The organism is Companilactobacillus futsaii JCM 17355 (assembly GCF_001435505.1).
In the GTDB taxonomy this organism is placed as follows: Bacteria; Bacillota; Bacilli; order Lactobacillales; family Lactobacillaceae; genus Companilactobacillus; species Companilactobacillus futsaii.
Window position 1 is genome coordinate 22342 of sequence record NZ_AZDO01000019.1, and the last position, 8774, is coordinate 31115.

The following is an 8774-nucleotide window of genomic DNA, read 5'->3' on the forward strand; positions in this document are numbered from 1 at the left end:
ACCTTAATTTCGTGTTAGTTTACCTTTAGCATCAAGATAATTTTGTAAAATCATCTCAGCGGCAATTTTATCGATAACTTTCTTTCGTTTTTTACGAGACACATCAGCCTCATCAATCAACATTCTCTCAGCTTGAACAGTTGTTAGACGCTCATCGATGAAATCAATTGGCAAATGAAATCTTTCTTCGACCATCTTGCCATACTCGCGAGATTTTTCCACTCTAGGTCCCTCAGTATTATTCATGTTTTTGGGCAAGCCTAATACAATTCCTGTGGGTTGCTTTTCTTTGATGATTTCGCCTAGTCGATCTAAGCCAAATTCCTCTTTATCTTCATTGATTCGGATGATCTCTACCCCTTGAGCAGTCCATCCTAATAAATCGCTGCAAGCAACCCCGACAGTTCTCGAACCAACATCTAAACCTAATAATCTCATTTATCTACCTTGATTGAGATAACTTTTGACTAATTCTTCAATTATCTCGTCTCTTTCATGCTTCAAAATCAAATTACGAGCATCGTTATGTCTTGGAATATAAGCTGGATCACCAGAAAGTAAGTATCCAACGATTTGGTTAATTGGGTTATATCCTTTTTCTTCTAGTGATTGGTAAACACTTTGCAGTGTTTCTTTGACATCTTTGCCCTTGTTTTCATTAAAATCGAAACTCATAGTTTTATCAAGTGAACTCATGGCAAACCTCCATCTAACTAAAATTTAAGTGACCGAAAAGCTTCATTTCAATTATAGCCCACTTTATAAAGATTTAATAATATCTTTAGCTAATTGTAACGCATTTGTTAAACCAGCCGGATTCTTTCCACCAGCTTGCGCCATATCTGGACGACCACCGCCGCCACCTTGAATTTCTTTAGATATTTTCTTAATTAAATCTCCAGCTTTGACACCTTTGTCTTGAGCAGCTTTGTTAACAGCTACAACTAAACTAGCCTTGTTATCTCCACTAGCACCAAGTACTAAGATATCGGAACTGTTATCATTCTTCCACTTATCAGCTAATTGTCTAAGAGCTGACATGTCGGCAGGAACAATATTTGAAATGACTTTGTAGCCATTGATTTCTTCCACGTTGTCAAAGACTTCAGCGGATTTTTGATTTGTAAGTTGTGTCTTTAAGTTTTGGTTATCGCGTTTAAGAGCTTTGATTTCGTCAGCCATTTGAGTTGCTCGACTAGGAACATCCTTCAATTGGTTAACTTTCATATTCTTAGCTGTCTCTTGCAATGTTTGTAGTTGCTCATTCAAGTATTCAAAAGCTTCTTCACCAGTTACGGCTTCGATTCTTCTTGTCCCTGAACCAATAGCGGATTCAGAAGTGATCTTGAACAAACCTAATTCTGAAGTATTACGAGCATGTGTACCACCACAGAATTCTGTTGAATAGTCATCAATTTCAACTACTCGAACTGTGTCACCATATTTTTCACTAAATAAGGCAATAGCACCTTTTTTCTTCTTAGCTTCTTCAATAGGCAAAACTTCTGTCTTAACTGGAATAGCTGCCCAAATCTTTTCATTAACAATTTTTTCAAGTTCTGAAATTTGTTCTGATGTTAAAGCAGCGTTGCTGTTGAAGTCAAAACGTAAGTAGTCTGGTTCAACTAAGGATCCAGCTTGATGAGTTCTTGAACTAACAACGTCACGCAAAGCTTGATCCAACAAGTGAGTAGCTGTGTGATTGTGACGAACTTTTTCACGGAAGTCCGTATCGATCTTCAATTGATATTTCGTATCAACGTCAATTTCTGACATGATATTTACCAAGTGAATATTTTGACCATTTGGTGCGTGTTGAACATCAATTACTTCAGCAACTTGATTACCTTTAAGATCATAGATATTACCAGCATCGGCAACTTGTCCACCCATTTCAGCATAGAAAGGAGTTGTATCAAAGACTAGTTGAGCTTGACCTTCAGTAGCAGATTTCACTTCTTTATCACTAACAATGATGTTCTTCAAAGTGCTTTGTGTTTCATTGTGATCATAACCAACGAATTCACTAGGCGTCTTGATTTCCATCAAAGTTTCATCTTGCATACCCATTGATTGCAAGTTTCCACGAGCTTCACGAGCACGTTGCTTTTGAGCTTCCATATTTTCCTTGAAACCAGCTTCATCAACTGACAAACCTTCGTCATTAGCATATTCACGAGTTAATTCCATTGGGAAACCGTAAGTATCATAAAGTTTGAAAGCATTAGCTCCGTCGATAACTGTTTTATTCTCTTTACGAAGATCAGCAATAACACCGTTAAGTAAAGCAAGACCAGCATCAAGTGTTTCTGAAAAGCGTTTTTCTTCTTGTTGAATCGTCTTAGAAATAAACTCTTGTTGTTGGCTAACTTCTGGATAGTAACTTTCCATGATTTTACCAACAATTGGTGTCAATCTGTATAAGAATGGTCCGTTAATGCCAAGCTTCTTACCATTCAAAACAGCACGTCTGATCAAACGTCTAATAACGTATCCACGACCTTCATTTGAAGGCAAAGCTCCATCACCAATAGCAAATGAAACAGTTCTAGCGTGGTCAGCGATAATCTTGAATGAAATGTCATTTTCAGCATCTTCGCCATACTTTTTACCACTGATTTTACCAACGTCTTCGATCAAAGGCATGAACAAGTCAGTTTCAAAGTTAGTCTTAGTACCTTGAATGATGGAAACTAGACGTTCTAGTCCCATCCCCGTATCAATGTTTTTATGTGGTTGTTCAACGTATTGACCATTTGGCAAGTGATTCAATTCTGAGAACACGATGTTCCAAACTTCTAGATAGCGTTCATTTTCGCCACCAGGATAGTTTTCTGGATCATCTTCAGCCAGATTGTTGAATGATTGACCACGGTCGTAGAAGATCTCTGAATCGGGACCACAAGGACCTTCACCGATATCCCAGAAATTGTCTTCAGCTTTTAATATGTGATCTTGAGGAATTCCTACTTCAGCCCAAAGTTTTTGAGTTTCAGTATCCTTTGGATAAGTTGTCACGTACATCTTGTTGACATCCATACCGATCCAATCAGGACTTGTTAAGAATTCAAAAGCCCAAGGAATAACTTCTTTTTTGAAGTAATCACCAACTGAAAAGTTACCTAGCATTTCAAAGAATGTTTGGTGACGAGCTGTTTTACCAACATTTTCAATATCGTTAGTTCTGATACATTTTTGAGCATTAGTGATACGTGGATTCTTTGGCACAACTGTACCATCAAAATATTTCTTCAAAGTAGCAACACCGGAGTTGATCCACAACAAAGTTGGATCATCGTGTGGAACTAGTGATGCACTAGGTTCAATCATGTGACCTTTTGACTGGAAAAAGTCTAAAAACATTTTTCTTATTTCAGCACTTGATAAGTTCTTCATTTTATCTCCCCAAAAAAACGAAAAATCGCTGCATTCCAAGGACGCCACTGCGCGGTACCACCTTGTTTGCAACGATTTTCGTTAGCCTCTCAACACTTATTATTTACAATTTAAATTGGCAGCATCTTTATATTCAATATTTAGGCTTTCTCACCAACTAGCCTTCTCTTTGAAGTATTCAACATAAGATATATCCAAGGAAAATATTAACCATCAACTTAAAAATTGTCAATAATTATATCTGAGCTAACTATTAATCTAGCCTTTACGTCTTGCATCTCTTTGTTTTCTACGTTCTTGTCTAATCTTAATCTTTCTTTGTTGACGATGTTCTTCATTGATTGCCTGCTTGATTTTCTTCTTATAACCAGGTTTTTTCTTAGTCTTTTGTTTCTTAACGTAACCAACTAATTTAGTATCAAGCTTTTCTTGATTAGCTTTACGTGTGAAACGACGGTCACGTTCAACTGCTTCAACGATTTCACCATTTTTAATATCTTTAGGTTCAAAAGTAATCCCCATGTGTTCGATCGCATCAATTTTGTTTTCCTCGCCGGGATCGTACAAAGTAATAGCAGTTCCTGACATCTTGTTACGGCCAGTTCTACCAACACGGTGAACGAAGAAGTCCAAGTCGTCAGGAATTTCAGCGTTGATAACGTGGGAAACTCCGTTAATATCAATTCCACGAGCAGCTAAGTCAGTTGCAATTACGAATTGATATTCCATGTTTTCAACTTGCTTCATCGTACGCTTACGTTCTCTAGGTGTTAAGCCACCATGAATACGAGCAACTTTTAGACCTTTGCCACGAAGATATTGATAAATTTCATCAACAGTCTTTTTAGTATTAGCAAATACCAACACTAAGTAAGGTTCACCAATTGTCATTAATTGATAAATAATTTCTTTTTTGTCACGGCCGTGTGAAAACATCAACCAGTTGTCAACGTTCTTAGGAATAATACTGTTGTTCTTGATCTCAACTCTTTGAGGTCCATGCATGTACTTCTTCAAGAATGGTTCTAATTTTTGTGGAATCGTAGCTGAAAAGACCATCATTTCACGGTCTTCTGGCAATTTGTCAGTAATCTTATCGACAACGTCCAAGAATCCCATATCTAGAGTCATATCAGCTTCATCAATGACGTATCTTTGAACATTTTCGACATGCAAAGTATTGTCACTGATAAGGTCCCAAAGTCTTCCGGGAGTTCCAATTGCAATTTGTGGTTGGTGAGCTTCTAGTTTTCTTCTTTGACGATCTCTGTCAGCTCCTCCGACGAAGATAAAGGCATTGTATTCTTCAGGATAGTTTTTCAAAATTGCTTGTGTATCTTCATAAATTTGGTAAGCCAACTCACGACTAGGTGTCGCAATTAAAAGTTGAACCTCCTGATCACTAGTCAAAGCATTCATTGATGGTAATAAGAAAGCATGCGTTTTACCAGAACCTGTTTCTGATTGAACGATAATATCCTTCTTCTTGTTGATCAATGAAATTACTGCTTCTTGAACTGGAGTTGGTTCTTCAAAATGTATCTCTTTTAATGATTTATTGATAGCATCATTAAAGTTGTATTGTGAAAATTTAGTCATCTATTCACCCTTCTGGTTATATTTAGCTACTAAGTCTTTTAGTTCTTCAAACATTTGTTTTACTTCATCATAATCTTTGGCAGTTGCTCCACTTGCAAGTGGGTGTCCGCCACCATTGTGATTTTTGGCTAATTCATTAATGACTGGTCCTTGAGAACGCAAGTGCATTCTGAAAGTTCCGTCATCTTTTTGAACAGCTTCCATCCATGAACAAACTTCCTTCAAACGACCTGGTGTGGAAACGACCGAATTAGCTTGCTCTTGATTGATACCAAGTTTTTTCATCATTTCAAGGTCAATCACAGCATAGGCTGCACCGGTAGAATCGATTTGTAAAATATCGAATAAGACACCTTGAAGTTTAGCTTGTTTCAATGTGATCTCGTTCATCTTATTGTTAATAGCTGCTGTATCAACACCCAAAGCAATAAATCTACCGCCGACACGCATTGTATGTTCCGTTGTCGCTGGATACAAGAATCTTCCTGTATCGCCGACAATTCCAGCGTATAAGTAATAAGCGACTTCTTTAGTCAAAGTTAATTCAGAACTGCTGTCGATCAAATCAGCGATGATTTCTGAACTAGAACTAGCATCAGTATTAACAAAAAGTTGATCACCATAAGCATCGTCATTAGGATGGTGGTCGATTTTGATCAAGTAAGCTCCATCATCAAAACGTTGATCGTCAATTCTTGGTCGATTGGCAGTATCAGTAACGATTACCAAAGCTCCCTTGTAGTCTTCATCAGTTACTTCTTGAACCGTTGAGAGCCACTTCAAACCTTCAGTGTTGTTACCACCAATTAAAACATTTTTTTCTGGAAATGCTTGGCGAATGGCTGTGGCTAAACCAGCTTGAGATCCCAATGCATCAGGATCAGGATTTTGATGACGTAGAATGATAATTCTATCATATTTTTTGATTGTTGCAATTATCTGCGCAAAGCTATTCATACTTGTCCTCCTCATAAGACAAATTCAAAGAAACTTCCTCATAAGACAATGGGTCAAGATTGGTGACTGTAATCCCTACGAGTCGAATCTTTTGATCAGTTACCTTTAATTTATCATAAATATCTTTAGCAACACGATAAATTTCTGATTTTGTTTGGACATAATCTTGAAAACTCATGCGCTTGGTGATTGTTTCAAAGTCAGAATTACGTATTTTTAAGACAACCGTCTTGCCATGTTGACGTTTCTTTTTTAAATCTTGACTGACCATTTCGGCTAAGAAGTCTAATTCTTGATAAATTTGTTCTTCCGTTACTAAATTACGATTGTAAGTCCGCTCTCGACCAATAGACTTGCGCATTCGATGTCCTTCAACTGGAGAATCATCGATTCCGTGGACACGTTTATACATTACGTAGCCCATCTTGCCAAATTTTTGTAAGAAAGTATCTTGGTCGAGATTTTGTAAATCTTCACCAGTATAAATATCCATCTCGTGAAGTTTTTCTTGCATAGCTTTACCGATGCCGTTAAATTTTTCGATTGGAATCGGCTTGAGGAATTCTTTGGCATATTTACCAAGAATTATCGTTCGTCCAAAGGGTTTGCGGTAATCTGAAGCCATCTTAGCTAAAAACTTGTTGTAAGAAATCCCGACGGAACAAGTTAAATTAGTTTCTTTGACGATTCGTTGTTGAATATAATTAGCAATCTTAATCGTGTTAGTTTCATTGAGCTTGTTTTTAGTGACATCTAAGTAAGCTTCATCCAAAGCAACTGATTGATAATTGTCAGTCACGTCCGCAAAAATATCATGAATTTGATTGGAAACACTACGATATAGTTCAAAATTTGGTGGCGTGATAACTAGTTTTTCTTTAGGAATCAAATCAACCGCTTGTTGGGCTGGCATGGCTGAATGAGCTCCATATTTTCTGGCATTGTAATTAGCCGTAGTTACTACTCCGTGATGATGGTGTTTTCGTGGATCTTGAGCTACAATCAAACACTTCTTTTTGTATTCGGGATGTTCTCTTTCTTCTACAGAAGCGAAAAAAGCATCCATATCAACATGGATGACTTTTCTGTTTTCTTCAATTTTAATGGGTATCTTTAAAAAGATAGGTCTTACCTCTAATCATCCCAAACCCAAGAATTACCATCACGTTCAAGTAACATTTCTGCAGAATCTGGTCCCATTGTGCCACTAACGTAATTTGGAAATTCTGGTGTTTGACTAGCCCAACGTTCTTCAATCGTATCAATATACTTCCAAGTACTTCTTAATTCATCCCAAAGAGTAAAGTGAACACGGTCTCCAGAAAGAATATCAATAATCAAACTCTCATAAGCTTCACGAGCATTGTCGAAATCTTTTTCTTCAGGAAACTTGATGAAATCTTGAGCTGATTCTTTGTAGTCAATTCCGTTGATCAAAACATTGTGACCATCTTTTTCTTCAATCAAGAGTGTTACGACTGTATTTGGCTTAATTCCAAGTTCAGCGACTTTTTCATTGAAGACGATATCAACTCTAGAAGTCTTGTCTGGCATTCTCTTACCGGAACGTACGTAAAATGGTACGCTACTCCAACGATCTGAAGAAAATTCAATTTTACCAGCAGTGAAAGTTTCAATGTTAGAATCCTCTGCTACTTTGTCCTCTTGACGATAAGCATTTTCTTCACCGAGCTTGTCAGTATCATATTGTCCACGAACAAAGTCTTGGTCAACTTGTTCTGGAGTTATTTCTTTCAAAGAAGCGAACAAGTCACATTTGTGTTTGTGAATAACCTTAGCATCAGTAGCCGCTGGTTCGTCCATAGCTGTGGCACCGATAATTTGCATAATGTGATTTTGAACCATATCACGAAGAACTCCAGCTGTTTCATAGTATCCACCACGATCTTCAACACCAATTTTTTCAGCCAAAGTTACTTGAATATTTGAAACGTATTTATTGTTCAAAGCCTTTTCAAATTTTGGATTGTGAGCTCGAATATCTGGAATCTCTTGAACCATCTTCTTGCCTAAATAGTGGTCGATACGATAAATATCATCTTCTGGGAAAGCTTTAGAAATATTACCATTTAATTCGCAAGCTGAATCTAAATCACGACCAAATGGCTTTTCAATAACCAAGCGGTTGTAACCGTCAGTCTTCAAGCCTTCTGAATTGATGTGTTCAGCAACAGTTCCAAAGAATCTTGGAGCAATTGCCATATAGTAAACGCGGTTGTGGCCAGCAGAAAATTGATCATCGAGTTTAGCAGCCAAATTCTTTAGAGCAATGTAATGTTCTGAATCATTGACGTCGTGTGATTGATAGAAGAAATGTTGTGCAAATTCTTTCATTACACTTTCACTATCATCAAAGTAGTCCTTCAAAGAAGTGATAACAGTTTCACGGAAATAGTCATCACTCCAAGGACGACGGGCAGTACCGATAACGGCGAAGTGGTCTTTTAAAAATCCCGATTTATACAAACGGAACAAAGAAGGATACAGCTTACGATGAGCTAAGTCACCAGATCCCCCAAAAATAATAAAAATTGCTGATTTTTCTGTAACCATTTTTAAACTCCTTTGAAAGCATCATGTAATTATATTTTACAACATGAATTATTAAACTTCTTCATTAAACGCTTATTATTTATATAAATATGTTGTTTACTTGGAAATGATATACCCTCAAGTAAGGTTTAAGGCAAGGAAAAATACTTGAATGTATGACTAAGTATGCCGTCGTCCGCAAAAGCCCTGTGATTGGCTGGAATGCACTCTGCCTTGTCAAGTTGACATTTCAATGAAATTAAAATTAT

Annotated in this window: 7 protein-coding genes; all 7 read right to left on the reverse strand. The window is 37.1% G+C overall.

The annotated features are described in order from the left end of the window. Positions 1 to 3: 3 nt before the first annotated feature. The 7 genes from ruvX to zwf all read right to left on the reverse strand — a co-directional run bounded on the left by ruvX (position 4) and on the right by zwf (position 8526). Positions 4 to 438 carry a Holliday junction resolvase RuvX gene (ruvX, locus tag FC88_RS02445; protein WP_057812429.1) on the reverse strand — a complete coding sequence of 145 codons (435 nt, stop codon included), beginning with the start codon at positions 436 to 438 and terminating at the stop codon, positions 4 to 6. Next, positions 439 to 696 carry an IreB family regulatory phosphoprotein gene (locus tag FC88_RS02450; protein ID WP_057812431.1) on the reverse strand — a complete coding sequence of 86 codons (258 nt, stop codon included), beginning with the start codon at positions 694 to 696 and terminating at the stop codon, positions 439 to 441. A gap of 63 nt (positions 697 to 759) precedes the next feature. Next, positions 760 to 3396, reverse strand: a complete 2637-nt coding sequence (gene alaS, locus FC88_RS02455; protein WP_057812433.1) for an alanine--tRNA ligase — start codon at positions 3394 to 3396, stop codon at positions 760 to 762. A gap of 258 nt (positions 3397 to 3654) precedes the next feature. Next, the gene (locus FC88_RS02460; RefSeq protein ID WP_057812435.1) at positions 3655 to 4995 is read right to left on the reverse strand and encodes a DEAD/DEAH box helicase; all 1341 of its coding nucleotides are present in this window, start codon (positions 4993 to 4995) and stop codon (positions 3655 to 3657) included. Then, complete coding sequence (locus FC88_RS02465) at positions 4996 to 5952, reverse strand: DHH family phosphoesterase (RefSeq protein WP_057812437.1); 957 nt, start codon at positions 5950 to 5952, stop codon at positions 4996 to 4998. Continuing rightward, positions 5945 to 7075 carry a DNA polymerase IV gene (gene dinB, locus FC88_RS02470; protein ID WP_057812438.1) on the reverse strand — a complete coding sequence of 377 codons (1131 nt, stop codon included), beginning with the start codon at positions 7073 to 7075 and terminating at the stop codon, positions 5945 to 5947. The genes FC88_RS02465 and dinB overlap by 8 nt, the downstream gene beginning before the upstream one ends. 11 nt (positions 7076 to 7086) lie before the next feature. Then, on the reverse strand, positions 7087 to 8526 hold the full coding sequence (gene zwf, locus FC88_RS02475) for a glucose-6-phosphate dehydrogenase (RefSeq protein ID WP_057812440.1): 1440 nt from the start codon (positions 8524 to 8526) through the stop codon (positions 7087 to 7089). Between the last annotated feature and the right edge of the window lie 248 nt (positions 8527 to 8774).

What these genes read in the sequence shown, in the direction of transcription:
- zwf (WP_057812440.1), bottom strand. Translation starts at nt 8,526, where the DNA reads ATGGTTACAGAAAAATCAGCAATTTTTATTATTTTTGGGGGATCTGGT.
- alaS (WP_057812433.1), bottom strand. Translation starts at nt 3,396, where the DNA reads ATGAAGAACTTATCAAGTGCTGAAATAAGAAAAATGTTTTTAGACTTT.
- FC88_RS02460 (WP_057812435.1), bottom strand. Translation starts at nt 4,995, where the DNA reads ATGACTAAATTTTCACAATACAACTTTAATGATGCTATCAATAAATCA.
- ruvX (WP_057812429.1), bottom strand. Translation starts at nt 438, where the DNA reads ATGAGATTATTAGGTTTAGATGTTGGTTCGAGAACTGTCGGGGTTGCT.
- FC88_RS02450 (WP_057812431.1), bottom strand. Translation starts at nt 696, where the DNA reads ATGAGTTCACTTGATAAAACTATGAGTTTCGATTTTAATGAAAACAAG.
- FC88_RS02465 (WP_057812437.1), bottom strand. Translation starts at nt 5,952, where the DNA reads ATGAATAGCTTTGCGCAGATAATTGCAACAATCAAAAAATATGATAGA.